Genomic DNA, 25925 nt, shown 5'->3' with positions numbered 1-25925 from the left:
TTTTGTGGTTGTTTCATATAATTACTTAGTAGCAACTCCAAAGTATAAAAATAAAAACTGTAAATATCTGATGGATACGAAACAATGACCTTTTTAAAGGAAATGACAACTATGCTATAATTAGATCGAATATAAGTACGTGCTGGAGGAAGATATATGTCTACATACACCCCGATGATGCAACAATATTTAAAAATAAAAGCTGATTACAAAGACTCTTTTCTGTTCTTCAGACTGGGAGATTTCTATGAAATGTTTTTTGATGATGCTTTGAAGGCAGCTCAGGAACTCGAAATCACCCTTACCGCAAGAGACGGAGGCGGTGATAAAATACCAATGTGCGGCGTCCCATATCATTCTTCGGAGAACTACATTAAACAGCTCGTGGAAAAAGGATACAAGATTGCCGTATGCGAACAGGTGGAAGATCCGAAACAGGCGAAAGGCGTAGTCAAACGGGAGGTAGTTCAACTCATTACACCAGGCACAGTCATGGAAGGCTCGATGCTTGAAGAGAAAGAAAACAACTTTTTAGCAGCGGTTTCCCTGCTCGAAGATCATTCCTTCGGGTTAAGTTATGCAGATCTTACTACGGGAGAGACCAGCGCTTCTTATATCGGAAGAGATTCCCATTCTCTGATCGGCGAACTGTATCATCAGCCGGTAAAAGAAATTGTAATGAGCCGGGAAATTCCCGAAAATGTACAGAAAGAAGCGCGGGAAAAACTGGACTGTACCGTCTCTTTCGAAGAGGAGACACATATCCCGGAGGATTCTCATCATCTTGTCAGAAATCTGAGTGAAGAACTCACCCCCGTGTTCGGAAGATTATACAATTACATCAATCGTACTCAGAAAAGGGCGATGAGTCACCTGCAGCCCGTCCAGTACATTGAAACAAAAGATTACATGAGGCTGGATATGTATTCCAAAAGAAATCTTGAACTGACAGAAACACTGATGAAGAAAGGAAAGAAAGGAAGTCTGCTTTCAGTCATCGATTCCACTGTGACAGCTATGGGAGCCAGGCTTTTGAAAAAATGGATTGACCGTCCTCTTCTTGACGAATCACTTATTCAGAAACGTCAGGAAATCGTTCAGGGTTTCATGGATAATTTCTTATACAGGGATGCCTTCCGGGAAGACCTGACTTCTGTTTATGACCTGGAGCGTCTGGCAGGAAGAGTCGCTTTTGGTAATATTAACGCGAAAGATATGCTTCAGCTTAAGCGTTCTTTACAAAAAGTCCCATCCATACTTTCATCGCTCTCAACCCTTGAAGTGTCAGTTATTCAAACGTTTGTTCAACGAATGGATCCTATGGAGGAACTTGCACAGCTTCTTGAAAACAGCGTTCATGAGGATGCGAAACTGACTATCCGTGAAGGGAACATTATTAAGAGCGGATATTCCGAAAGTCTGGATGAATATCGGGATGCCCAGATTAACGGGAAGAAATGGATTGCAGATTTAGAGAAAAGAGAAAAAGAGCTGACGGGGATCAGGTCTTTGAAAATCAAATATAATAAAGTATTCGGCTATTTTATAGAAGTGACCCGCGCTAATCTTACACACGTACCTGAACGGTACGAAAGGAAGCAAACGCTCGCGAACGCAGAAAGATTTATAACTCCGGAATTGAAAGAAAAGGAAACGACTATTTTACAGGCGGAAGAGAAAAGTATTGAGCTTGAGTATGAGCTGTTTCTGGAGATAAGGGAACTGGTAAAAGATTATGTTAACAAGATTCAGCAATTGGCAAAAGACATCAGTGAACTGGATGTGCTGCAGGGCTTCAGTTACGCAGCTGAAATGAACGGGTATGAGAGACCCTCTTTTTCTTCAAAACGGACCGTGCATCTTGTCAATAGCCGTCACCCGGTAGTTGAAAAAGTGATGGAGGACGAGTTCGTACCCAATGATATTTATATGGATGAGTCCACGAATATCTTTCTTATTACCGGCCCTAACATGTCCGGGAAAAGTACTTACATGAGACAAATGGCGCTCACATCCGTCATGGCGCAAATCGGTTCCTTCGTGCCCTGTGAAGAAGCAGTACTGCCTGTTTTCGATCAGATATTTACAAGAATTGGAGCAGCGGATGACCTTATTTCCGGTCAGAGTACATTCATGGTGGAAATGCTGGAGGCTAATAACGCCATCACTCATGCTACGAACAGGAGTATGATCCTGTTTGATGAAATCGGGCGCGGAACAAGTACGTACGATGGTATGGCGCTGGCGCAGTCGATTGTCGAATATATCCATGAAAATATTAAAGCGAAAACGCTTTTTTCAACTCATTACCATGAACTGACCACACTTGAATCCGAGCTCGGTTCCCTGAAGAACGTACACGTCCGTGCGGAAGAGGTGGACGGGAAAGTGGTTTTTCTCCATCAGGTGAAAGAAGGGGCAGCGGATAAAAGTTATGGAATCCACGTGGCGGAACTGGCTGAGCTCCCGTCGGAAGTGATAACAAGAGCGGAGCGGCTTCTGGAGGAATTTGAAAGTCATGATACAAAAGAGACCCAGCTGTCTTTATTTCACCCTGAACCTGAGACACCCCGGAAACAGGAGGATGAAGGGGATAGCGAAGTGAAAAAAGAACTTTCCAGCTTGGAACTGATGGAAATGACGCCTATGGAAGCGATGAACGCCTTGTACAGACTGCAAAAAATGGTGAAATGAAGGGGGGATATATATGGATAATATTCACGTTATGCCAGATGCGCTGGCAAATAAAATAGCTGCCGGAGAGGTGGTGGAAAGGCCTTCCTCCGTCGTTAAAGAACTGATGGAAAACAGTATAGATGCCGGAAGTTCCGTAGTTAATGTAGAACTGAGAGAAGCCGGACTTGAATATATCCGTATCGCTGATAACGGCAAAGGTATGGAAAAAGAGGATGCGGTAAGAGCTTTTCAGCGGCACGCCACGTCAAAAATCAGAGATGAACGTGATTTGTTTCATGTGAAAACATTGGGCTTTCGGGGAGAGGCTCTTGCAAGTATAGCGGCTGTCAGTAAGCTCAGCGTAAAAACTTCCACCGGTGACACCTCCGGAATCAGTCTTTATCTTGAGGGAGGAGAAGTCAAGAACCATGAAGCAAGCGATGCAAGACAGGGTACGGAAATAAAAGTGGAGGAATTATTTTTCAACACGCCTGCAAGGCTGAAGTATATGAAAACTATCCATACTGAACTCGGGCACGTCACTGACGTTGTGAATCGTATGGCACTCGCTAACCCGCACGTAAAAGTAAGTCTGGAGCATCAGGGGAAAACGTTATTCCAGACGAGCGGACGTGGAGATCAGCTGCAGGTCCTTTCTCAAATATATGGAAGCAACGTAGCAAGAAAGATGAAGAGAACGTCTGCCGGAGATAAAGATTTCAAGCTTGAGATGCTGATTGGAAGACCGGAAATCACCCGTGCTTCAAGGGCTTATATGTCTTTGATAGTGAACGGAAGGTTTATCCGTAACCCTAAACTCGTCCAGGCGATTCTCAAAGGCTATGATACGCTGCTTCCTTTAGGAAAATACCCCGTAGCCCTTATTAATATTGATATGGATCCCTCCCTTTTGGATGTGAACGTTCACCCCGCCAAACTCGAGGTCAGATTCAGCAAAGAACAGGAACTTTTCGAACTTATTCAGAATACGATTAAACAAGCCTTCCGGGAAGAAACGCTGATACCGGAAGGGACATCGACGATCAACAAAAAAGAAGATAAAAGGGAACAGACCTCCATGGTTTTTGAAAAACCGCGGGTTTCTGAGATTGCAGCCAACAGCAATCAAAGTTACGAAACAGAACGTATAGATGAAAGTACTCCCGGGCCGGAAAAAGAAAATCCGTTCCCTTTGGAACCTGAGCCGGCAGAAGAAACAGTGAAAGACTCCGGAGATATCCGGCAGGAAGAAGAGGAGAACACGCAAAGAGTTCCTCATATGTATCCGGTCGGTCAGCTCCACGGAACTTATATTATTGCACAGAATGAAAGAGGCATGTACATGATAGATCAGCATGCTGCGCAGGAAAGGATCAAATACGAACGTTTCAAAAAAAAGCTGGGGGAACCGGATCAGACAGTGCAGGAGCTGCTCGTCCCGTTGACCTTCACATTTCCTGCCAGAACCGCTTTGAAAATTGAGGAAAACAGTCACATACTCGAAAACATCGGGGTATTCTTCGAATCGTTCGGAACGAATACTTTTATTGTCCGTTCTCATCCTGAATGGTTTCCGAAAGGGTATGAAGGGGAGATTATCGAAGAGATTGTAGAGGAATTGGAACAGTCCAACAACATTAACATTGAAAACTTCCGGAATGATGCAGCGGCGCTCATGTCCTGCAAAGGATCTATAAAGGCCAACCACCACCTGACGCCAAGGGATATGGAAGTGTTACTAGATGATCTGGCAGCTGCCGAAGATCCTTTTACATGCCCTCACGGCCGTCCTATCATCGTCTTCTTTTCCGAGTATGATATTGAGAAAATGTTTAAAAGAGTCATGAATTAATTTCAGATACGTAAAAAGGATGACGTTACTGTTGCTTTAACGTCATCCTTTTTCTTATGTGAAAATATGCCGGAAAAACGGCTTCAGTTCTGCTGTTGCTGCAGTAAAAACTGAAAGTAGTTTTCCAGCTGATGAATGTTTTGTGCATCCAGCTCCGTCAATTTGTCATATTGGAGAAACAGCGGACAGGAAAGGTCTATTTCTTCCAGGTGACGAAGTATTCTCGAATATTGATCCACCGAATTATCGGAGAGCCCAAGCAGGTAGTCGGATGTTGTATGTAAAGCTTTGGCTAAGTTTCTGACGTCATTTACATCAGGAAAGGTATAGGCCCTCTCCCAGTTGGACACTACTTGGGAGGTGACTTCAATTTCTTCGGCCAGTTCCTGCTGTGTATAACGATTTTCTTTCCTTAACTTTTTGATTCTCTCGTTAAGCATCGATATCACGCTCCTAAATGCTATAGTACTACAGGATAACGGATTTGGAAAGAGAAACTAACGAAAACCTTTAAAAAAACTAACGGTAACATTTAGTTTCATGTAACTAAAAACGTTAGTTTTTAGTAACGGATTCAGATATAAACACGTAACGTTTTCAGTTACCTCTGTAGTTCGGTGCGGGAATGGTGTAAAATATATATTAGAAAGCGGGGATTTTTTAATGAATAGAAAAGTTGTCTCCATCGTGGGACCCACTGCGGTAGGGAAATCGAAACTGGGAGTGGAAGTCTGTAAAGCATTTGACGGGGAGGTGATCAGCGGGGATTCCATGCAGATTTATAAAGGAATGGATATAGGGACTGCGAAAATCACGAATTCGGAAGCGGAAGGCGTGCCTCATCACATGATCGATATCAAGTACCCTGATGACACGTTTTCGGCTGCCGAGTTTCAGGACCGGGGAAGAGAGTTGATCGAAGACATTTTCTCGAGAGGGAAAGTGCCGGTGATAGTAGGGGGTACAGGTATGTATATTCAGGGCCTCCTATATGATTATTCTTTTTCTGACACTCCGCGGGACCATGTAAAAAGCGAAAGGCTGGCCCGTGAACTCGAACAGGATGGAAAAGAGAAGATGCACGAACGGCTTACCCTGATCGATCCGGATGAAGCGGAGAGAGTTCACCCTAATAATACGAAACGCGTACTTAGAGCTTTAGAAATTTATGAAGTGACCGGAAAGACAAAATCCGAGCATGAGTCACTGCAGCAGCCTCCATTTTACGACTTCAGAATGATCGGTCTCGAGATGGAAAGGAAAGTGTTGTACAACAGGATTGACCAACGGGTCAATTACATGGTCAAAGGCGGACTTCCGGGAGAAATCAGCAATCTCCTGGAAAAATATCCGAAAGAGACCCAGGCGATGAAAGCTATCGGTTACAAAGAATTGATCCCTTATCTCGAGGGGGAGAAAGAGTTGGAGGAAGCGGTAGCTCTTCTGCAGAGAAATTCAAGGAGATACGCCAAACGACAGTACACGTATTTCAAAAATAAGCTTCCCGTAGAGTGGTATGAAGTGACCGAGGAGAATTTTGCAGAAAAAGTTTCTTTAATTTTGTCGGATTTAGAAGGATTTTTGATGTTGCCGGAGAAATAAACTGTTAAGCTAGAGAGATAGAATGGAGGAGGATCATTTTATGAGCCAGACAGTGAACATTCAGGATAATTACTTGAATCAGTTGCGTAAGGAAAAGATTCCGTTGACGCTGTTCCTGCTGAACGGTTTCCAGTTAAAGGGAACTATCAAAGCTTTCGATAACTTTACAGTGCTCGTTGAAACTGAAGGGAAGCAGCAGTTGATCTTCAAACATGCGATTTCCACTTTTTCTCCAAATAAAAATGTTACATTAGAAGACATGTAAACCGGGCGCTTTTGGCCCGGTTTTATTATTGAAAAAAAGTCTGTCGGCTTCTGCCGGCAGAACTTAATTCGCCACCTTTTTCCCTGATGATACAGTATGAGAGGATATCAGGGAGGAAGAATCTTTTCCGGAAGGATGAAATCGGTCCACAGCGGGAAGACTGAAGTAATAAAGACTTTTATTAAAGGGGGATGCTTATCTTTGGATAAAGAGAAGGCGCTGATTTTAGCAAGAAAAGACCCGAGAAAAAAAGAAACATTCGATTATTCACTGGAAGAACTGAAAGATTTAACTAAAACTGCCGGAGGCGAAGTTGTGAGTGTTCTTGTCCAGCAGCTGGAAAAACCTCATAAAGCTCATTACCTCGGTGACGGGAAGCTGGAAGAAGCGGCAGGCGTTATAGAGGAACATGAAATTGAACTGGTAATCATCAATGATGAACTGTCGCCGACGCAGCTCAGAAATATTACGAACCGTCTGGAAGTGAGGGTCATAGACAGAAGCCAGCTGATTCTGGATATTTTTGCGTATAGAGCCAAAACTAAAGAAGGTAAACTGCAGGTGGAACTTGCCCAGTTGCAATATCTCCTGCCGAGACTGTCGGGTCAGGGCGTTCAGTTGTCGAGACTCGGAGGCGGAATAGGTACGCGAGGCCCGGGGGAAACGAAGCTGGAAACAGACCGCCGTCACATCAGAAGAAGGATCCGTGATGTAAGGACGAGACTCGATCAGGTCGTGGAGCACAGGAAGCAATACAGAGAAAGAAGAAAAGAGAACAGTGCGTTTCAGGTGGCGATCGTCGGATATACGAACGCCGGCAAGACGACCTTTTTCAATAAAATAACTTCCGCTGATTCTCTGCAGGAGGATAAGCTGTTCGCTACACTCGATCCGTTGACGCGGCAGACCCAGCTCCCATCGGGGCTCGAAGTTCTCATGTCCGACACGGTAGGTTTCATACAGCACCTGCCTACAACATTGATTGCCGCCTTCCGTTCCACGCTCGAAGAAGTGACGGAAGCCGACTTCATTCTGCACATCGTGGATGCTTCGGCTTCCGATCATGACCAGCATGAAAAAACGGTCCTCTCTCTCCTTGAAGAACTTGGAGCCGAGAATTTGCCCCGGCTTACCGTTTATAATAAGCAGGATAAGGTAGAGGGACCATTCACACCGATGGAAAAGCCGTCGGTCCAGACTTCCTTTAAAGATGACAGAGGAGTCGGGGACGCACTATCGGCAATTGAAGAAGTACTATCGGAAAACTGGGATCCGTACCATACGTATGTAAAAGCGGAAGAAGGTAAATTCTTAAAAACACTGGAGCTTAACACGCTCGTTTACGTACGTGAATTCCTCGAAGAGCGCGGGGAGTACGTCGTGCGCGGATATATCGACCCTCTGCACCCTTTGAGGGATAAAGTAATACCGAAGGAGCATAAAGATGAATGATATTGTGAATATAGAAGAAGAAATCCGTCCTTATAAAGAAAAGATCGAGGACATCGTGCTGCATAATCAGGAAAAAGTGCTGGATGCTTTTCAAAATCAGAACGTAGCGGATCGCCATTTCCATTCGGAGACAGGCTACGGCTATGATGATGAAGGAAGAGATACGCTCGAAGGAGTTTATGCGGAAATATTCGGAGCTGAAGATGCGCTTGTCAGACCTCAGCTCGTATCGGGGACTCATGCGATTTCCACCGCTTTTTTCGGTGTTCTCCGTCCGGGGGATGAACTTCTGTATGTGACGGGTGAACCTTACGACACTCTTCGTGAAGTAATTGAACCTGCCGGGGATGGAGCAGACCACGGCTCCCTGCACGACTTCGGCATCAGCTATCGTGCCTTACCTTTAAAAGAAGGGGCGGTGGATGCAGAGCGTTTCAGGGAAGTCATCACTTCACGGACGAAGATGGTAGCCATCCAGAGGTCCAAGGGATATGCAGACAGACCTTCTTTTACCATTGAGGATATCGAAGGGATGGTAAAGGAAATAAAAGCAGTGAAACCTGATGCGATTGTGTTTGTGGACAACTGTTACGGGGAATTTGTAGAGAAAGCGGAACCGCTGGAAGCGGGAGCTGATCTGATCGCGGGCTCCCTCATCAAGAACCCGGGCGGCGGTATTGTGCGTACCGGCGGGTACATAGCCGGGCGGAAAGAACTGATTACTGCCTGTGCGCACCGGCTCACGGCTCCCGGACTCGGCAAGGAAATGGGTGCGACGCTTTCCGTTCTGCAGGAGATGTACCAGGGCATATTCATCGCCCCCCACGTAGTCGGGGAAGCTCTGAAAGGAGCGGTTTACACGGCTAAATATCTGGATAGTTACGGATTCCGGACAAAACCGTTTTATGATGAATACCGTACGGACCTGATTCAGACGGTGTACTTCGACAATGCGGAGCAGATGGTCGATTTCTGCCGGGAGATCCAGAAAGCTTCGCCGGTAAATGCCTTCGCCCTTCCGGAACCGGGCCCGCTTCCGGGGTACGATTCCGACGTCATCATGGCGGCCGGAACGTTTATTCAGGGTGCGAGCCTTGAACTGACAGCAGACGGCCCGCTCCGGCCTCCCTACATGGCTTTTGTCCAGGGAGGACTTACGGCGGAACACGTAAAAATAGCAGTGCGGCGTGCCGTGGATGCTGTTACGTCATAGGGAACTGAGAAAGGGAGCCGGAATACTCCGGCTTTTTTCATGTCAACTTTCCTGACATCGCTTGACAATTATCCACTTTGAATTATAATAATAGTAAGAATTCTTGGAGGGGGTGGCAGAAATGAGTGATGAAGTACGACGTTCCATGCCGCTGTTTTCTATGGGAATCGTCCAATCCCTTACTGCCCTCACTCCGAGGCAAATTCGTTATTACGAGCAGAATGGGCTGGTGACTCCGGCCCGTTCCAAAGGGAATCAGCGACTGTTTTCGTTTAATGATGTAGACCGGCTTCTTGAGATTAAATCACTTGTAGAAAAAGGGGTCAATCTTGCGGGTATCAGGCAGGTGTTCGATTTGAAACAGGAAACGCCCCGCCCTGATTACAAACCCGGAGAAGTACAGGAAGTCTACCATCAGCTCAGCGAAAAAGAGTTACGGAAAATGCTTCGTAAGGAAATTGAGAATGATGCAGGAAAAGGAAATTTTGGACTCAGACAGGGAGAATTATCAAGATTCTTTCACTAAATTACGGGAGGCACATGTATGGGCTTAACAAGAGAAGAAATTTACAAGAAGATCGAGGAAGAGAACGTCAAATTCATCCGTCTGCAGTTTACGGATATGCTCGGTATTATCAAAAACGTGGAGATCCCGTTCAGCCAGCTCGACAAAGCTCTGGACGGAGTGATGATGTTCGACGGTTCTTCCATTGAAGGATTCGTACGAATCGAGGAGTCCGATATGTATCTGGTACCGGATTTCGATTCGTTCCTCGTACTTCCATGGACATCCGAGAAAGGGAAAGTGGCACGATTCATCTGTGACATTTACAACACGGACGGTACTCCATTCGAGGGATGCCCGCGCTACAACCTGAAGCGCAACCTGAAAAGAATGGAAGAGCTCGGTTTCTCCGCTTTCAATCTCGGTACCGAACCGGAATTTTTCCTGTTCAAGATGGATGAAAACATGAACCCTACGCTTGAACTGAACGACAAAGGCGGTTACTTCGACCTTGCTCCGACCGACCTCGGGGAGAACTGTCGACGGGATATCGTACTGGAGCTTGAGGAGATGGGTTTCGAAATCGAGGCTTCCCACCACGAAGTCGCTCCCGGGCAGCATGAAATCGACTTCAAATATTCGGAAGCAGTGAAGCACTGTGACGATATCCAGACGTTTAAACTCGTTGTAAAAACCATTGCCCGTAAACACGGTCTGCATGCAACGTTTATGCCTAAACCTCTCTTCGGAGTGAACGGTTCCGGTATGCACGCAAACATGTCCCTGTTCACGGAAGAAGGTAATGCTTTCTTCGATGAGAACGGCAAAGAACAGCTCTCGGACGTAGCTTATCAGTTTACTGCCGGTATTCTGAAGCATGCGATGGCTTTCACAGCAATAACGAATCCTATAGTGAATTCCTATAAGCGTCTCGTTCCGGGATATGAAGCTCCTTCATATGTAGCCTGGTCGTCCCAGAACAGAAGTCCGCTCATCCGCGTTCCGACGTCCCGCGGAGTAAGTACCCGTATCGAAGTGCGGAGTGTCGATCCGGCCGCGAACCCGTATATGGGAATGGCCGCTCTGCTTGCTGCGGGTCTCGACGGTATCGAGAACAAACTGGAAGTACCTGAACCGGTGGATCGCAACATTTATGTGATGGATGAGGAAGAGCGCAGAGAAGCGGGAGTGACCGATCTTCCGGCTACACTGTATGATGCACTTCAGGAACTTAAGAAGAATGACGTGATGGTGAAGGCGTTGGGCGAACACCTGTATGAGCACTTTATCGAAGCGAAAGAAATCGAGTGGAACATGTTCCGTACCCAGGTACACCCTTGGGAGAGGGAACAGTATCTGCAGACGTATTAATCTGAACCTCCTCTCAAGGTAATTTCCGTTGAGAACGTTTAGATTTACATGACCATAAAACTAAAATAAAAATCCTCCATTACCGGCCGGTAATGGAGGATTTTTAAGTGTATACAGGGGAAGCGGTTCAGTGTACGTTCCTAAATAAGCCGACCACTTTTCCGAGGATGGTGACGTCATCGAGAAGGATAGGCTCCATGGAGGAGTTTTCCGGCTGAAGGCGTACGTGATCCGCTTCTTTGAAGAATCGCTTCACTGTAGCTTCACCCTCGTCCGTCATACCGACAACGATATCTCCGTTCTGCGCGGTGTTCTGCTTACGGACGATTACTTTGTCTCCGTCCAGAACGCCGGCTTCTATCATACTCTCCCCCTGGATGACGAGTATGAAAGTATCTTCTTCCGTGCTGCTTATCGTATCCGGCACCGGAAGGTATTCTTCGATATTCTCTACTGCAGTTATAGGAACACCGGCGGTTACTTTACCGATTACGGGGGCGAACGTCGCTTCCCCTTTAGGGATTTTAGTACCTTCCTCCAGATCTATCACTTCGATCGCCCGGGGTTTCGTCGGGTCTCTCCGGATGAAACCTTTCTTTTCCAGTCTCGCGAGGTGTCCATGTACGGTAGAACTGGAAGCAAGTCCTACGTACTTCCCGATTTCCCTGACGGACGGGGGATACCCTTTGTCGATTACTTCCTGTTTTATGAAATTCAATATTTCCTGCTGTCGTTTGGATAGGTTAGTCATAATGTCACATCCTGTATAGAAAATTTATTACATATATTGTAGCACGTAGGGTGCCGGAATACAAACACGCGTTCGAACTTTTGTGTTGACAGGAACAATAGTTCGTATATAATGATAACTACACGAACATAAGTTCTAAGGAACAATAGTTCTATCGGGAGGTATTCCATGTTTCATAAATTATCCAAGCAGGATCTTACTCATATCATTCTGTTCATTCTGAGTCTGGTTTTCCTATACATCTCAATGGTTTCCAGTGTTTAAATCCTGTATCATTTTTCTGTGGGAGAGGTGGTAAGGATGAAAGCGGTCTTGTATTGCAGAGTAAGTACGGAAAAAGAGACCCAGGTTACGTCTATACAGAGACAGAAGGAAGAACTTAAGGAACTTGCGGAGAATCATAGTATGGATATTGTGGAAGTTATCGAAGAAAAAGCCAGCGGATACTCCATCGAAAGGGAAGGTATACTTCGTGCCCTTGATATTTTCTCCTCGAAAAAAGCGGAAGCACTCCTGATTCAGGATGAGACGAGACTCGGCAGGGGAAACACGAAAATCGCCCTTTTACACCAGCTCGAAAAGCTTGATGTAACGATCTATACGGTGACGGGAAGCGGAGAGATGGAGATTTCCGAGTCTGATTCCATGGTTCTGCAGATCGTCGGAGTGGTGGAAGAGTATCAGCGCTATCTTCATAACATGAAAATCCGACGTGGGATGAAAAAAGCGGTGGAAGATGGCTATGACCCTTCCAAAAATTTAAAGAACATCGACCAGGCCAGGGGGCGGGAACGTATTGATTTTCCTGTAGAGGAAGTGGCACGTCTCCGGGAAAAGAAGCTCACGTTTCAGGAAATTGCGGCTACTCTCCGCGGTATGGGGTATGATGTCTCCAAGGCGACAGTGCATCGCAGATATAAAGAAAGCCAAACATTTGAAAATGAAAATACGTCGCGTTATCATAATTAAAGATAATACCCTTCAGTATATACAGGGTAAGTAAAGAGGTGACAAAACATGTTGGCACAACACAAGCTTGATCGTATAAACGCTTTAGCTAATAAGAAAAAAGAGCAGGGACTTTCTTCTGAAGAGCAGAACGAACAGCATGAATTACGTCAGGAATATTTACAGAACGTGAGAAAATCTTTCAAGAACCATTTGAAAGGAATGACAGTCATCGATCCGGAAGGACAGGACGTTACTCCGGAGAAAGTGAAACGCATGCAGCAGAATGAGAAAAAACATTAAAAACCTGCGGGAATCGCAGGTTTTTTGTGTGAAAGCGGTTTACTGACTTGCTACGAACCCTATTTCATTATAGGATTATACTTGTTACATATTCCGCATCAGAAAGGGGAATGGCATTGACTAAAGATATTGAACAGAAGTCTATTAATACTATTCGTACACTGACGATCGATGCAGTGGAAAAAGCGAGCTCGGGACATCCTGGTATGCCGATGGGCACGGCGCCTATGGCTTACAAACTCTGGACGGAGTATATGGATCACAACCCGAAGAACTCCGACTGGTTCAACCGTGATCGGTTTGTACTTTCGGCAGGCCACGGATCCATGTTGCAGTACAGTCTGCTTCATCTTTCCGGATATAACGTAACGATGGATGATATCAAAAATTTCCGCCAGTGGGACTCCAAAACGCCCGGACATCCGGAAGTGGGGCATACACATGGCGTGGAAGCTACGACCGGACCGCTCGGGCAGGGTATTGCCATGGCTACCGGAATGGCGATGGCGGAAGCCCATCTTTCGGCCAACTACAATACAGATAAACATTCGATCATCGATCATAATACGTATGTCATCTGCAGTGATGGAGACCTTATGGAAGGTGTATCTCAGGAATCCGCGTCTCTTGCGGGTCACCTCGGTCTCGGAAAACTCATAGTACTATATGATTCCAATGACATCTCTCTTGACGGGGAGTTGAACCGTGCGTTCAGTGAAAGCGTAGAGAAGAGATACGAAGCCTACGGCTGGCAGGTGCTGCGTGTAGAAGACGGAAATGATACGAAAGCTATCACCGACGCACTCGATAAAGCGAAGAAAAACACTGAACAGCCGACGATGATCGAAGTGAAAACCGTCATCGGCTACGGTGCACCGAATAAATCGGGTAAAGCGGATGCGCACGGAGCACCTCTTGGAGAAGAGGAAGTGCAGCAGACGAAAGACTACTATGGCTGGGAATATGAAGAACCGTTCTATGTGCCTGATGAAGTTTATGAAGACTTCCGGGAAAAGATCCAAAAGCGCGGGGAAAAGAAAGAAGAAGAGTGGAATAAGCAGTTCGAAGAATACAGGAAAGCTAATCCTGAGCTGGCCGAAGAGCTTGAGAAAGCCATCAGAGGGGAACTTCCGGAAGATTGGGAACAGGTCCTCCCTGCTTACGACACGTCCAGTGACAAAGCAGCCACCCGTGCAACGTCCGGGGAAGCGATCAACGCTCTTTCCGATAAAATCCCTTATTTCTTCGGCGGAAGTGCCGACCTTGCAGGCTCCAATAAGACGACGGTCAAGGCACAGGAAGACTTTTCTAGAAATAATTATGCAGGAAGAAACATCTGGTTCGGTGTCCGCGAACACGCTATGGCAGCGGCTCTGAACGGAATGGCTTTACACGGTGGCCTTAAAGTATACGGAGGCACATTCTTCGTCTTCAGTGACTATCTGCGCCCGTCTCTCCGTTTGTCGGCTATTCAGAATCTTCCAGTGAACTATGTGTTTACGCATGACTCTATTGCTGTAGGGGAAGACGGTCCGACTCACGAACCTGTAGAACATCTGGCAGCACTTCGGGCCATTCCGAACCTCTCGGTCATTCGCCCGGCAGACGGGAACGAATCCAGCGCGGCGTGGAGACTGGCACTGGAATCCACGTCCAACCCGACAGCTCTCGTATTGACCAGACAGGGACTGCCGACATTGGAAGGGACGAAAGAGAAAGCCTATGAAGGTGTGAAAAAAGGAGCTTACGTGCTCAGTGACTCCGACAAGGACACGCCGGATACCATTCTTCTGGCTTCCGGATCGGAAGTACAGCTGGCTATGGCAGCCAAAGAAGAGCTTAAGAGCAAAGGCGTGGATGCCCGCGTTGTCAGCATGGCTTCCTTCGATCGTTTCGAAGCTCAGAATGATGCCTATAAAGAAGAAGTATTGCCGAACAGCGTACGAAATCGCGTAGCTATTGAAATGGCTTCTTCCTTCGGCTGGGAGCGTTTCGTCGGTCTCGACGGTAAAGTAGTGGGTATTGACCGCTTCGGAGCTTCGGCGCCTGGAGCGACCGTTATTGAAAACTTCGGTTTTACTGTCGAAAATGTTGTGAAGCACGTAGAAAGCTATGTAAAGTAAGACAAGAATCGGGGACTTCGGAAAATTATCCGGAGTTCCTGTTTATTACATAAGGCTCTTCACTTCCGCAGTTTTAAGGGCGGAAGACATAGCCGATGTCCGAGGTCTTGAGTTTTAAGCCCGGAGGAACGATATGGTATAATACAGGTACAGAAACGTCGGGGAACAGCAGTCCGGCAACGGGTCCCGGGTACAGTTTTGAGATTTTTCAAACGTGACCGGCGGGTGCCGGAAGTTATGATCGAAGCTATTGAATCATAAATATTGTGTGCATCTGTTCACCCGTCTATTGTAATCCCCGTTTCAATTTACTATACTGTTATGGGATATATTATGAAAGGGGAAACTTATTATGGAATTAGGAATTATATGGATTATTCTGATTGCATTAGTCGCGTTAATAGCAGGAGCGGCTTTAGGCTTTTTCATCGCCAGAAAATATATGATGAATTATTTGAAGAAAAACCCTCCAATCAATGAACAGATGCTGCGGACACTGATGATGCAAATGGGTCAGAAACCTTCACAGAAGAAGATCAATCAGATGATGAAACAGATGAATAACCAGATGGACAAGTAAGCGCCTCTCCATCTTCCCCTGCCCGTCCTGCCGGCTATCCGGTATGGCGGGCAGGTTTTTTTGTGCTTTACGGGAATACGTTAACATGTAGTATAAATTACATTTAAACGGCTTCTCCGGCGGGAATAGGGGAAAGAAGCGGCAGAAAGGAAGCCGTTCCGGAATTGCCGGAAAACCAAATGGAAGGAGAGGTATTATCAGGGAAGAGGAACAGGAAATCAGTGGAGATGCTTTCAGACGGAATCAGAAGTCGGTTATGCTTGACGATATCGTGGAGGAGCCGGTGAAAATCAATTATACAGATGAAGGAACAGGAACTCCGATTATTTTATTACATGGCATCCCGACCTGGTCCTACTTATACAGGGAGGTCATACCCCGGCTGAAACAGGACTATCGTGTCATAGCACCTGATTTACTGGGATACGGATGGTCGGATCAGCGGGACCGTTTTGACCGTTCTATCCGTGTTCAGGCAAAAATGGTGCTCAGACTGATGGATGACCTGGGAATTGATAAGGCGAGTATCGCAGGCCATGATATAGCCGGCGGCGTAGGACTGATTCTGTCCCTGGAGGCACCGGAACGTATAGATAAGATGGTGTTTTTCAACATCGTCGCCTATGACTCCTGGCCGATCGAAGACATGCTTATGATGGGACATCCTTCGAAAAAAAATAAATCCTTAATAGAAATCGAAGGATTTCTTACGAAAGCGTACGAAGATATGTTTTCTAACGAAGAACAGCTTACTGATACATTCCTTCAGGGGATCATTTCTCCTTACGTGCAGGAGCAGGGCAAACTGAGCCTCGTACGCAATGCAGCTGCATTAAATACGAACCATACTACAGCCCTCACTTATAAACTTCCAAAGATTGAACCCCCTGTGCTCCTGCTCTGGGGAACGGAGGACCCGTGGCAGCCTGTGGAGACCGGGGAACAGCTTGAAAGAGATCTTCCCGACTGCAAACTTATCAGGTTAGATGACGCCGCTCCTTGGGTTCCTCAGGAGGTGCCTGATAAATTTTCAGCAGAAATAAAAGCATTCGTCTAAATGCCCGGTGGATAAAACAGGCAGGGCCCCGGCCGGGGGCCTGCCTGTTTTATGGTCTCCGTTAAACTGGAGGATAGTGATAAAAAATGAAGAAGGTATCTCTGCTTTTCAAATAAAGGGTGTGGTATGATACACCTATAAAGTTTCAAACTGAAGCGGGATGATGCCTGCATCTCCAATGACATTGTTGACGTTTTCGGAAACTACGTAAAGGAGGAATCCGGATGGAACTGTATTTCTCGCGCAACACATCTCCTTTGTCCCGACTGATTCAGTATTTCACGAAAGGAAAGTGGAGTCATAACGCTATTAAAGTGGGGGATTACCACATTATCGATTCCCGTTTTCCGGGAGGCGTCCGGATAAGGCACTTTGATTTGAAAGATTACGAAATACTCGAAGTGGAAGGAGACCCGCGTAAAGCTCTGAAACACATCGAAAAACGCTACGATCTCAGACTGTTTTTCTGGTACGGCATTAAATACGGAAAATCATGGAACGATCCGAACCAGATGATTTGCAGTGAACTGATCGCGGAAGCCTCCAATGATGAGAACTTACGTGGTAAAACACCAAGCGAACAGTACAGATATCTCAAAAACAGGGAAAAAGTGATCAAAGATACGAAGCGTTAACATTCTAACTTGAAACTTAGTAGCAACTCCGAAATGTTAAAAAAACAATTACTAACGATGTCGTTCGTCTTTTATGATAATTTTTGATAGAATGTATTCAGCTATGTAATTGAAAGATCACAGGGGGATTTTTTTGCGATGAAAATTAACAGTAATGATTTGATATTGAAAACGATGACTTCCATCATCGCTTTTATTCTGCTAGGATTCTCGATATATTTATTTTTTGCCGGGCACAATGCTCCCGGGGGAGGGTTTATCGGCGGTCTTATGACGTCCGCTGCCATCGTACTGATGAATATGGCTTACGGACAGGAGGCAATGAAGAGCTCCCTGCCGATCAATTTCCGTTTTCTGTTTAAACTGGGACTGCTGATCGCACTTGCGACAGGCATGGGGTCGTTTTTATTCAATGAACCGTTTCTCAGTCAGACATTCGCCTACTTTCAGCTTCCCGTGCTCGGACGTACCGAGTTGGCCACGGCACTGCTGTTTGATCTTGGGGTTTATCTCACTGTTATCGGGATTACGATGACAATCATCTTGTCGATCGCTGAGGATCACAAAGAAGAACTCTCGGAGTAAGGGGTTATTCGATGAATACGTTTTTATTAATAGCTTCTACGATAGTCGGTACTTTTATGGCAGTAACGATGATATTCGTACGGAAGAAAGTCGCGGAAAGACCTGCAAGTATTAAAAAGATCGTGCTCCCTCCATTGTTTATGAGCTCGGGGGCGCTGATGTTTCTGTTTCCGGTCTTCCGGATCAGTCTGTCCCAGGTACTGGAGGCCCTCAGCGTCGGAGTGGTATTTTCGGTTTTTCTCATACTTACCTCCCGTTTTGAAACACGTGGAGGGGAAATCTATCTTAAACCGTCCAGGCTTTTCATAGGAGTTCTGTTCGGTCTGCTCGCATTCCGGGTGGTATTTAAGCTGATCATCGGACAGACGATTTCTTTCGGGGAGACGAGCGGGATGTTTTTCGTTCTTGCTTTCGGAATGATCGTATCCTGGCGTATTGCTATGCTTTATAAATATCTCCGCATACAAAAAAGTCTGGAAACGACAAAAGCACCGCTATAAAAAGCGGTGCTTCTTCTATATTTCCAGGTAGTCCCTGTACGGATCTATATCGATTTCTTTTTCGTTCAGTTTCTTCACGAGAAACTTGTGGTCACGTTTGGGAGTAGCCAAAATGTACCCTTCGATAATCGTATCCTGAGTCATGTGCCGAAGCTTCCTTTTAAGGGCGATCCTGCCGATTTCGCCTGCAATCCGCTGCTGAGCAACGCTGCGGAACAGTTCGGGTACGGGGGAGGTCAGTTCTTCCAGAAAGTGTTTCTGGTCTTCACTCCACATGTGCCTCGTTTGTTCAATATAGTATTCTTCCCAGTCGATGGTGGAGTTCCCGTCTTCTTTCGGCATGCTTTTAAGGAATTTACGGAACATGAAGAAACCTCCGATGCCCATAAGCACCACCATAATGACGACCCAACCTACGATAAATAGCGAAAAACCTAAAGACATGTCATCACCTATTCTTTGATAATTACCTTTATTATAAAAGGTGACCGGAGGAAAAACAACGAATTTCCCTTTAATAAAAAGTACTATAATGAATTTACTTTAAAATCGTTTTCATTTACAATGTAAATGGCGAATTATAGTATTATAAGTATGTGAAGGAACAAGTAATACTTTCACAGCAAGAATGATAAGGGGGATATGAGATATGGCAGACCATCCATTCAATGCTAAAAAGCAGTTTGAATCAAATGGCAAAACGTACAATTATTATGATCTGAAATCACTGGAAGATGCAGGAATCGGAAAGATTTCGCGCCTGCCTTTTTCCATCCGTATTTTACTTGAATCACTCCTTCGTCAGCACGATGGACGGGTAATAGCGGATGAACACGTAGAAAGTCTCGCTAAATGGGGCCAGAGTGACAGCAAACAGGAAGATGTTCCTTTCAAGCCGTCACGTGTCATCCTTCAGGACTTCACAGGTGTTCCAGCCGTTGTGGACCTTGCAAGCCTACGTAAAGCAATGGTAGACATGGGTGGTAAGCCGGAGGAGATCAATCCGGAAGTACCTGTCGATCTCGTCATCGACCACTCTGTTCAGGTGGATCAGTATGGTACAAGTACAGCGCTTCAGGCGAACATGGAACTTGAATTCGAACGGAACCAGGAGCGTTATGAGTTCCTTCACTGGGCACAGAAAGCGTTCGATAACTATCGTGCCGTTCCGCCTGCTACAGGAATCGTGCACCAGGTGAACCTGGAGTACATCGCTAACGTCGTTCATGCTACAGAGAACGCTGACGGAAGTGTGGATACATACCCGGATACACTCGTCGGTACCGATTCCCACACGACTATGATCAACGGTCTTGGCGTACTCGGCTGGGGTGTTGGCGGAATTGAAGCGGAAGCAGGGATGCTTGGACAGCCGTCCTATTTCCCGGCACCGGAAGTGATCGGTGTGAAACTGCAGGGAAGCTTCCCTCAGGGGACGACCGCGACAGACCTTGCACTTAAAGTGACGCAGCGTCTCCGCGAAGCGAACGTCGTCGGTAAGTTCGTCGAATTCTTCGGTCCCGGTCTTCAGGAAATGCCGCTGGCGGACCGTGCCACGATTTCCAACATGGCTCCTGAATACGGGGCGACGTGTGGTTTCTTCCCGGTAGACGGAGAGTCTCTCGACTATATGAGACTTACGGGAAGAACGGAAGAACAGATCGATCTCGTCGAAAAATATTGTAAAGAGAACAATCTGTGGTACGATCCTTCTCTCGAAGATCCGGAATTCACTCAGCTGATCGAAATCAACCTGGAAGAACTGGAACCGAACCTGTCGGGACCGAAACGTCCGCAGGATCTGATCCCGCTTTCCGAAATGAAAGAGTCGTTCAATAACTCCATCACGGCTCCGGAAGGAAACCAGGGTTTCGGTCTTGATAAATCCGAGTTCAACAAAAAAGCGACAGTTGAATTCACTAATGGCGAGACAGCGGAGATGAAGACGGGAGCTCTGGCGATTGCTGCCATCACTTCCTGTACAAACACCTCTAACCCGCACGTTATGCTTGGTGCCGGGCTCGTAGCTAAAAAAGCTGTGGATAAAGGTCTCGAAGTACCGGAATATGTGAAGACATCACTCGCTCCCGGCTCCAAGGTGGTAACGCGCTATCTGGAAGATTCGGGTCTTATGAACTACCTGAACCAGCTCGGATTCAACCTGGTCGGTTACGGTTGTACGACATGTATCGGTAACTCCGGTCCATTGCTTCCTGAAATCGAACAGGCGATTGCAGATGAAGATCTGACAGTTTCTTCCGTATTGAGCGGTAACCGTAACTTTGAAGGACGGATTCACCCGCTCGTGAAGGCCAACTATCTGGCTTCACCACCTCTTGTTGTGGCTTACGCCCTTGCCGGCACGGTCGACATCGATCTGAAGAATGAACCGATCGGCAAAGATCAGCAGGGGAATGATATTTACTTCGATGATATCTGGCCTTCCCAGGAAGAAATCAAAGAACAGATTTCAAGCGTCGTAACGCCTGAGATCTTCCGTAAGGAATACGAAAACGTGTTCAATTCCAACGAAAAATGGAACGAAATCGAAACAACGGATGAGCCGCTGTACGACTGGGACGAAGACTCCACGTACATCCAGAACCCGCCGTTTTTCGAAGGGTTGTCCAAAGATTTCAACCCGGTCAAACCATTGAACGGCATGCGCGTTATCGGTAAATTCGGAGATTCGGTCACTACCGACCACATTTCCCCGGCAGGCGCCATCGCCAGCAGCATGCCGGCAGGTGAGTATCTGCAGGAGAAAGGCGTGTCGCCGCGAAACTTCAACTCCTACGGATCCCGTCGCGGAAACCACGAAGTGATGATGCGCGGTACGTTTGCAAACATCCGTATCCGTAACCAGCTGGCTCAGGGTACAGAAGGCGGTTATACGACATACTGGCCTACGGAAGAAGTTATGCCGATCTATACGGCCGCTATGAAATATAAAGAAGATAATACGCCGCTTGCTGTTATCGCCGGTGATGACTACGGTATGGGAAGTTCACGTGACTGGGCTGCCAAAGGTACCGATCTGCTCGGTATCGAAACGGTCATCGCTCAGAGCTTTGAACGTATCCACCGTTCCAACCTTGTTATGATGGGCGTACTTCCGCTCCAGTTCCAGGAGGGCGAAACTATCGAGTCCCTCGGACTGACAGGACGGGAGACGATCGACGTGGAAATCGGCGAAGACGTGAAGCCGCACGATCTCGTTAAAGTCACTGCTACGGACGAAGACGGCAATAAGAAAGAATTTGAAGTTATTGCCCGCTTTGACAGCGATGTGGAAATCGATTACTACCGTCACGGAGGAATCCTTCAGATGGTTCTTCGTAACAAGCTGAAAAAATAAATAATGTACAGGAAAGAGGCATGCACCCCCGTGTGCATGCCTCTTTTGTCATTATTATGACATTCAGGTGCCGGGGATACCTGAGATAGGGGGTTCTGTGATACACTTCTTAAAGAAGAAATGAAAAAAGGAGATTCCTCGGATATGAAAAAAATCGGTACTATGGCTATTTTTTCCCTGATTCTGGCACTGCTGCTGTACAGCGTGTTCGAGTTGACGGGAGAGGAAGAGTCGACAGGCGGGGAATACGATGTTTCGGGTAATACATCGCAGGAAGGGACGTCCATCGTGCCCGAGGGAGCACACCAAGGGATTGAAATCGGTGATGAGGCACCGAACATGCCTGTCGAGACGCTCAAAGGGGAAAAAACGGATATTAATGCCTACAAAGGAAAACCGGTCATTTTAAATATATGGGCGACGTGGTGTCCGCCCTGCAAGGAAGAAATGCCGGAGATGCAGAAGTTTCATGAAAAGTACGGCGAGGACGTCACGGTTCTAGCCGTAAACGCAACTTCCACCGAAGACTCACCGGAAAATGCGAAAAACTTTGTAGACAAAGAAAACTTCACTTTTGAAACGGTACTGGACAGTGACGACCAGCTTTCCGAAAAGTACCAGACGTTCTCTGTACCGGCGTCCTATTTCATCAACAGCGACGGGACGATCCATTCCCGCAAATTCGGACCTATGACGTACGAGTACATGATCGAAAAAATGAAAGAACTTGAATAATCTCCGGTTTCCCGCGCTCCTGGTAAGTGTTCAAAGGCTGCTGCCTGTAGCAGTCTTTTTTTAAAGGCTTAAAGCTGTGGTAAACTGGGGACAGGAAGGAAGTGAAACGATGGATAAGCTCGAAACCTGGACCTCTCTCTACACGACGCCGCCGTGGAAGGAAACGGAGGTGCTGCGTCTGCTGCAGGAAGAGGAGCGGGAGGACAGAGAAAGGGCCCTGCTCCAGGTCGCTTTAGTTTATTACAGAATGAAAAGAGTGCCGGAGGGCGATACTCTTACTCCCTACATACTGGAAACAGCGAAAATGCTTGACCCTTCCCTGAAGCTCATCAGGGAGACGGAGGAACTGCAGCATGTCCTTCGCCTTATTTATTATATGAAAGACGTATCCGGCCGGATTCCCGTGCTGCATGAAACGGATCACATTACCCAGAAAGTCAAAAAAATATCTGATATTCAGGAAGAACTGAGTCTTCTGCTGCATCTGTTTGATGATAACTACGTCAATCAGACAGTCGTGGACGCCGGTTCCAGATGGCGGACGTACCAGCGGCTGTACGAATATCTTCTGAAGACGAAGGAGACGATCGATTACGCCCTGGAGACGAGGGAATCCAAACGTATCAAAATGCCGGTGAGTGATATCAATTCCGCGGTGCGGGAACTGGACGATGAGAGAGAGGAACTGGAGGATTATCTTCCTCCTTCCTTTTCCCGGAAGGAGAGGCGTCATGCTCTAGATAAACTGGAGGAGATGATAGGTCTTCGTGACGTGAAAACGTACATCCATCAGTTTTATCACTTTCTGAGGTATGAACAGGAAAGAAAATCGTTCGGTTTTCGTATGCCTGACGAACCGTCGCTGCACATGATTATGACAGGGAACCCTGGGACCGGTAAAACGACTCTCGCACGTCTCCTGGCTGAAATATATACGGAACTCGGCCTTTTGTCGACGGGCAAAGTGGTGGAAGTGAACCGCTCCCACCTGGTCGGGTCCTACATGGGGCAGAGTGAGGAAAATACGATGAACTATATAAAAGAAGCGCGGGGCGGAATATTATTCATTGATGAAGCGTACAGCCTGAAACGCGAAGGTCAGGGAGGAAACGATTACGGACAGGCAGTGATTGATACGCTCGTTTCCGCTCTCACCAGCACCGAACACGGCGGTACTTTCGCTCTTATACTGGCGGGGTACCCGGAAGAAATGCGCCAGTTTCTGTGGGCGAATCCCGGCCTCAGAAGCCGGATACCGGAGCAGAACCGCCTCGATCTGCCGGATTACTCTATCGGTGAACTGGAGGATATCGGAGAATATATCGCGCTGAACAATGACTTTTTCTTTACGAAAGAGGCGCGGAGACGACTCGGTACGCTGATTGAGAAGGAACAGGTGGACGAATCGTTCGGGAACGCGAGAAGCGTGCGGAACATCGTCATGAAAACGATATTTTACAAGGGTTCCCGGGAAGTCATACAACCTCATGACGACTGGTTCCATCACATGCGTATTACGGAAGATGATCTGCACTGGGATAAAGATTCTGCAGACGACGCCATTTCCGGGGTGGAACGTCTCCATTCCCTGATCGGTCTTGATACGGTGAAACGCGAGGTGGAAAAGCTATCTTCCTTCGTACAGATGCAGCAGCAGCGGAAGAGAGAAGGGGACCCTATTGTTCCCATTCAGCTGCATTCGGTATTCAGCGGAAACCCGGGCACCGGAAAAACGACGGTGGCCGAAGTGTATGCGACGATACTGAAAGAATGCGGGCTTCTGAAAAGAGGACACGTCGTAGTAGCCTCCCGCAGTGATCTTGTGGCGGGGTATGTGGGCCAGACGGCTATCAAGACGAAGAAGAAAATAAGAGAAGCCCTCGGAGGGGTTTTATTCATTGATGAAGCCTACGCCCTTCAGAGCGGAGGGAGAGACGATTTCGGAAAAGAGGCAGTGGAAACACTGGTGGATGAAATGACGAGGCACAACGAGAATCTCGTAGTCATTCTGGCCGGGTACGAGAGGGAGATGAGAGACCTGATAGACAGTAATCCGGGACTCGCTTCCAGATTCAAGAAATTTTTCCGTTTCCCGGATTATTCGGCCGGAGAGCTGCTGGAAATGATGGTCACGCTTGCAGGGGCATATAACTATTCTCTGTCCCCCGCGGCCCGGGAGTACCTGGAAGTGCAGCTGCTGGAAACGAAGGTGCAGGGAAACGGAAGGTTCATCGGAAACCTGATGGATGAAGCCGTTCAGTACCATGCCTGGCACCATAAAGGGGAATACAAAGACCCGGTTCTTTCCCGGGAAGATATTGAGGAAGCATGGAAAGCCGTAAGAAAGGAGATTTAGAGTGAAATTAGATGTGAAAGATATACAGGTAAGATACCAGGAGACGGATATGATGGGCGTCGTCTATCACGCCAATTATCTCGTATGGTTCGAAATCGGTCGGACTTCTTTAATAGAAAGTTTCGGTTTCGATTATAAAGATATGGAAGATGCAGGGGTGGTATCCCCGGTTACGGATGTACAGGTTTCGTTCCGGACTCCGGTCCGGTACGGGGATAAAGTAGCTGTGAAGACGTGGATCCAGGCATACACGGGAGTCAAAACGACGTATGCCTACGAAGTGGTCCATGAGGATGGAACGGTAGCTGTAACCGGCACCTCCGATCACGTCATTGTAAGAAAAGAGGATTTCCGCCCGACTTCCCTGCGGAAAGCCTTTCCCGCCTGGCACGCCGTGTACAAAGAAGCAGCGGGGCAGCACTGATGGCTTTCGGCATCGGTAAGGAAGAACTGAGGAAATGGAAGCGGGACGTCCGTGCCGGGAATATAGCTATCCTGACCCACTACTGGCTGGATGACAGATTTCCGGGGTGTGACACGGTGACAAAAGTCGGATGCAGCGACATAGAAAAGCTGGCGGAGTGGGGGCAACAGTACGGATTGAAAAAAGAGTGGATCGACCGTAAGGAAGGGTTCCCCCATTACGATCTTTTCGGAAGACATCAGTTCACCATTCTTAAGGCCGAGAACAGAAATGATCATATTGAAAGATTCCGTCTGCATCAAAAAAGCAGCCGCTACCTTTAGGCGCGGCTGCTTTTTGACTGTCTTCATTCGTAGCCGATAGCGGCTTCTTCCAGGCTCTCGTCATAAGTAATTTTAAGGGAATAGGTATCGAAGTACCATTCGTCCGCCTTTTCAACGAAGAACAGGATCCCTTCGACATTCGTTTCGACGACCGGTTCGTAGGGGGTTTCTATTTTCATACCGAGGGATAATCCGGGCTGAAGTCCTCCGGATCCCCCGTATCTTACGAAGAACTGGATAGCGTCCCCCTCTGTCAAATCCAGTTCTTCTTTGTACCATTGCGCGGCTTCTTCCGATACAGTGATATTCAC

The 25925-nt window shown here is 47.1% G+C and carries 25 protein-coding genes; 21 read left to right on the top strand and 4 right to left on the bottom strand.

Annotated features, from left to right (window positions below):
* Positions 1 to 156: 156 nt before the first annotated feature.
* Together mutS and mutL are read left to right on the top strand one after the other, a co-directional pair.
* On the top strand, positions 157 to 2694 hold the full coding sequence (mutS, locus tag AAV35_RS06825) for a DNA mismatch repair protein MutS (protein WP_008587764.1): 2538 nt from the start codon (positions 157 to 159) through the stop codon (positions 2692 to 2694).
* 13 nt (positions 2695 to 2707) lie between these two features.
* Positions 2708 to 4528, top strand: coding sequence for a DNA mismatch repair endonuclease MutL (mutL, locus tag AAV35_RS06820; protein ID WP_008587762.1), 1821 nt, complete (start codon positions 2708 to 2710; stop codon positions 4526 to 4528).
* Between the two features lie 83 nt (positions 4529 to 4611).
* Here mutL and AAV35_RS06815 read toward each other — a convergent pair whose 3' ends face one another.
* Positions 4612 to 4968, bottom strand: coding sequence for a helix-turn-helix domain-containing protein (locus tag AAV35_RS06815; RefSeq protein ID WP_008587760.1), 357 nt, complete (start codon positions 4966 to 4968; stop codon positions 4612 to 4614).
* Positions 4969 to 5191: 223 nt separating this feature from the next.
* Here AAV35_RS06815 and miaA point away from each other — a divergent pair, with 223 nt between their 5' ends.
* The 6 genes from miaA (at position 5192) to glnA (ending at position 10936) form a co-directional block, all read left to right on the top strand.
* Positions 5192 to 6130, top strand: coding sequence for a tRNA (adenosine(37)-N6)-dimethylallyltransferase MiaA (miaA, locus tag AAV35_RS06810; protein ID WP_008587757.1), 939 nt, complete (start codon positions 5192 to 5194; stop codon positions 6128 to 6130).
* 40 nt (positions 6131 to 6170) lie between these two features.
* Positions 6171 to 6395, top strand: coding sequence for an RNA chaperone Hfq (hfq, locus tag AAV35_RS06805; protein ID WP_008587755.1), 225 nt, complete (start codon positions 6171 to 6173; stop codon positions 6393 to 6395).
* Between the two features lie 201 nt (positions 6396 to 6596).
* Complete coding sequence (gene hflX, locus AAV35_RS06800) at positions 6597 to 7847, top strand: GTPase HflX (protein ID WP_008587753.1); 1251 nt, start codon at positions 6597 to 6599, stop codon at positions 7845 to 7847.
* Positions 7840 to 9060, top strand: a complete 1221-nt coding sequence (locus AAV35_RS06795; protein WP_008587751.1) for a methionine gamma-lyase family protein — start codon at positions 7840 to 7842, stop codon at positions 9058 to 9060. The genes hflX and AAV35_RS06795 overlap by 8 nt, the downstream gene beginning before the upstream one ends.
* 121 nt (positions 9061 to 9181) lie before the next feature.
* Positions 9182 to 9586, top strand: coding sequence for a MerR family transcriptional regulator (locus AAV35_RS06790; RefSeq protein WP_008587749.1), 405 nt, complete (start codon positions 9182 to 9184; stop codon positions 9584 to 9586).
* 18 nt (positions 9587 to 9604) lie between these two features.
* Positions 9605 to 10936 carry a type I glutamate--ammonia ligase gene (gene glnA / locus AAV35_RS06785; RefSeq protein ID WP_008587746.1) on the top strand — a complete coding sequence of 444 codons (1332 nt, stop codon included), beginning with the start codon at positions 9605 to 9607 and terminating at the stop codon, positions 10934 to 10936.
* Positions 10937 to 11063: 127 nt separating this feature from the next.
* Here glnA and lexA read toward each other — a convergent pair whose 3' ends face one another.
* On the bottom strand, positions 11064 to 11687 hold the full coding sequence (gene lexA, locus AAV35_RS06780; protein ID WP_008587744.1) for a transcriptional repressor LexA: 624 nt from the start codon (positions 11685 to 11687) through the stop codon (positions 11064 to 11066).
* Positions 11688 to 11987: 300 nt separating this feature from the next.
* Here lexA and AAV35_RS06775 point away from each other — a divergent pair, with 300 nt between their 5' ends.
* From AAV35_RS06775 to AAV35_RS06740, 8 genes are all read left to right on the top strand, one after another.
* Complete coding sequence (locus AAV35_RS06775; protein ID WP_008587742.1) at positions 11988 to 12656, top strand: YneB family resolvase-like protein; 669 nt, start codon at positions 11988 to 11990, stop codon at positions 12654 to 12656.
* A 48-nt stretch (positions 12657 to 12704) separates the two neighbouring features.
* A complete protein-coding gene (locus AAV35_RS06770) occupies positions 12705 to 12938 on the top strand; it encodes a DUF896 domain-containing protein (protein ID WP_008587740.1) in 234 nt (77 codons plus the stop codon).
* Positions 12939 to 13054: 116 nt separating this feature from the next.
* On the top strand, positions 13055 to 15061 hold the full coding sequence (gene tkt / locus AAV35_RS06765; RefSeq protein WP_008587738.1) for a transketolase: 2007 nt from the start codon (positions 13055 to 13057) through the stop codon (positions 15059 to 15061).
* 352 nt (positions 15062 to 15413) lie between these two features.
* On the top strand, positions 15414 to 15641 hold the full coding sequence (locus AAV35_RS06760) for a YneF family protein (protein ID WP_008587736.1): 228 nt from the start codon (positions 15414 to 15416) through the stop codon (positions 15639 to 15641).
* A 256-nt stretch (positions 15642 to 15897) separates the two neighbouring features.
* Positions 15898 to 16698 carry an alpha/beta fold hydrolase gene (locus tag AAV35_RS06755; RefSeq protein ID WP_008587734.1) on the top strand — a complete coding sequence of 267 codons (801 nt, stop codon included), beginning with the start codon at positions 15898 to 15900 and terminating at the stop codon, positions 16696 to 16698.
* A 224-nt stretch (positions 16699 to 16922) separates the two neighbouring features.
* Positions 16923 to 17333 (top strand): hypothetical protein, encoded by a 411-nt coding sequence (locus tag AAV35_RS06750; RefSeq protein WP_008587733.1) that lies wholly within the window; start codon positions 16923 to 16925, stop codon positions 17331 to 17333.
* Positions 17334 to 17471: 138 nt separating this feature from the next.
* Entirely contained in the window at positions 17472 to 17918 is a 447-nt protein-coding gene (locus tag AAV35_RS06745) for a Na(+)/H(+) antiporter subunit B (protein WP_008587730.1), read from the top strand.
* An 11-nt stretch (positions 17919 to 17929) separates the two neighbouring features.
* Positions 17930 to 18418, top strand: coding sequence for a CcdC family protein (locus AAV35_RS06740; protein WP_008587728.1), 489 nt, complete (start codon positions 17930 to 17932; stop codon positions 18416 to 18418).
* Between the two features lie 15 nt (positions 18419 to 18433).
* Here the strand turns inward: AAV35_RS06740 and AAV35_RS06735 are convergent, their stop codons facing one another.
* The gene (locus AAV35_RS06735; RefSeq protein ID WP_040609069.1) at positions 18434 to 18862 is read right to left on the bottom strand and encodes a DUF2621 family protein; all 429 of its coding nucleotides are present in this window, start codon (positions 18860 to 18862) and stop codon (positions 18434 to 18436) included.
* Between the two features lie 205 nt (positions 18863 to 19067).
* Between AAV35_RS06735 and acnA the strand changes: the two genes are divergently transcribed.
* The 5 genes from acnA to AAV35_RS06710 all read left to right on the top strand — a co-directional run bounded on the left by acnA (position 19068) and on the right by AAV35_RS06710 (position 25614).
* Positions 19068 to 21776 carry an aconitate hydratase AcnA gene (gene acnA, locus AAV35_RS06730; RefSeq protein WP_008587723.1) on the top strand — a complete coding sequence of 903 codons (2709 nt, stop codon included), beginning with the start codon at positions 19068 to 19070 and terminating at the stop codon, positions 21774 to 21776.
* Positions 21777 to 21920: 144 nt separating this feature from the next.
* Positions 21921 to 22511: a TlpA family protein disulfide reductase gene (locus AAV35_RS06725; RefSeq protein ID WP_008587721.1), complete on the top strand. Its 591-nt coding sequence runs from the start codon at positions 21921 to 21923 to the stop codon at positions 22509 to 22511.
* A gap of 109 nt (positions 22512 to 22620) precedes the next feature.
* Positions 22621 to 24867 carry an AAA family ATPase gene (locus AAV35_RS06720; RefSeq protein ID WP_008587719.1) on the top strand — a complete coding sequence of 749 codons (2247 nt, stop codon included), beginning with the start codon at positions 22621 to 22623 and terminating at the stop codon, positions 24865 to 24867.
* A gap of 1 nt (position 24868) precedes the next feature.
* On the top strand, positions 24869 to 25291 hold the full coding sequence (locus AAV35_RS06715) for an acyl-CoA thioesterase (protein ID WP_008587717.1): 423 nt from the start codon (positions 24869 to 24871) through the stop codon (positions 25289 to 25291).
* Positions 25291 to 25614, top strand: a complete 324-nt coding sequence (locus AAV35_RS06710; protein WP_008587716.1) for a hypothetical protein — start codon at positions 25291 to 25293, stop codon at positions 25612 to 25614. The genes AAV35_RS06715 and AAV35_RS06710 overlap by 1 nt, the downstream gene beginning before the upstream one ends.
* Before the next feature lie 23 nt (positions 25615 to 25637).
* On the opposite strand, the gene AAV35_RS06705 is transcribed toward AAV35_RS06710, so the two are convergent.
* Complete coding sequence (locus AAV35_RS06705; RefSeq protein ID WP_008587713.1) at positions 25638 to 25925, bottom strand: HesB/YadR/YfhF family protein; 288 nt, start codon at positions 25923 to 25925, stop codon at positions 25638 to 25640.

The sequence above is a fragment of the Salimicrobium jeotgali genome, assembly GCF_001685435.2.
In the GTDB taxonomy this organism is placed as follows: Bacteria; Bacillota; Bacilli; order Bacillales; family Halobacillaceae; genus Salimicrobium; species Salimicrobium album.
Note: the sequence above shows the minus strand (reverse complement) of the source record. Positions and strands in the feature narration are given on the sequence as shown.